Source organism: Nonomuraea sp. NPDC049784, from assembly GCF_040659615.1.
Classification (GTDB): Bacteria; Actinomycetota; Actinomycetes; order Streptosporangiales; family Streptosporangiaceae; genus Nonomuraea.
The window spans coordinates 1-1,030 of the sequence record NZ_JBFAMX010001327.1; the positions used below are offsets into that span (position 1 = coordinate 1).

Below are 1,030 nucleotides of genomic sequence, written 5' to 3' on the forward strand. Positions count from 1 at the left end.
GTCCGCGCAGAGGAAGCGCGCCAGCCGCGCCGGGCTGCCGTGCTCCCAGACGACGGCCGCCGGCACCGTACGGCCGAGCCTGTCCTCCAGGGCTCCGTGCAGCGAGACCAGCATCCGCGAGGAAAGCCCCAGGTCCCGGAAACTCGCCTCCGGGTCGACTTCGTCGCGCGCCACCCCGGCGGCGGCCGCGATCCTCTCCACGAACCAGCCCTGCAACACCACCGGGCTGAGCCTCCCCGCGGCCGTCTCCGGGAGGCCGTTCGGTTCCCCGCTCGCCATCAGTTCCCCACCCCCGCTTCGACGGCTGCCGGATCGTCCGCGAAGGCGCCGTCCAGATAGAGCCGGCGGCCCCGGCGTCGCTGCACCTTCCCGCTGGTCGTGCGTGGCAGTGCGCCGCGGCGGACCAGCACGACGTCGTGCGGCGACACGCCGTGGCGGTCGGTGACGGCTCGGCGCACCGCGGTACGCACCGCCGCCGGCGTGAAGCCGGGGGCGCGCCGGTCGACCTCGGCGAGCACCACGAGCGCCTCCCCCTCGGCGGTGTCCACGGAGGTCGCCACGACGCCCGCCGCCGCGATGGCCGGGTGCGCCTGCTCGGCGGTCTGCTCGACGTCCGCCGGATGGTGGTTGCGCCCGTCGATGATGATCAGGTCCTTGAGCCGCCCCACGACGAAGATCTCGCCCTGGTCGAGGAAGCCCAGGTCTCCAGTGCGCAGCCAGGGGCCGGGCCGGCCGTCGAGGTCGGGGACGAACGTGGCAGCGGTGCGTTCCGGCCGGCGGAAGTAGCCGGCGGTAATGTTCGGACCGGACACCCACAGCTCGCCGACCCGTCCCGGCGGGCGGACCTTCCCGCTGTCCGGGTCGACCACCTGCACGTCCTGCCCGGCCGGAACGCCGCACCCGACGAGGACCAGCGCCGGCCCGGACTCGGCGGCACGTCCGAGCACGCCGGGGCCGGACTCGACGGCCCGCACCTCGCCGCGCCCCAGCGCGGCGCGGTCCACCGGCAACCGCCGGGGCGGCCCCGGCG

The 1,030-nt window shown here is 76.0% G+C and carries 2 protein-coding genes; both read right to left on the bottom strand.

What is annotated here, in order from left to right:
- Positions 1-279 (bottom strand): acyl carrier protein (locus tag AB0J09_RS65780; protein ID WP_360714767.1); only part of this gene is annotated, 279 nt, incomplete at its 3' end.
- Positions 279-1,030 (bottom strand): AMP-binding protein (locus AB0J09_RS65785; protein ID WP_360714769.1); only part of this gene is annotated, 752 nt, incomplete at its 5' end. The genes AB0J09_RS65785 and AB0J09_RS65780, both read right to left, overlap by 1 nt.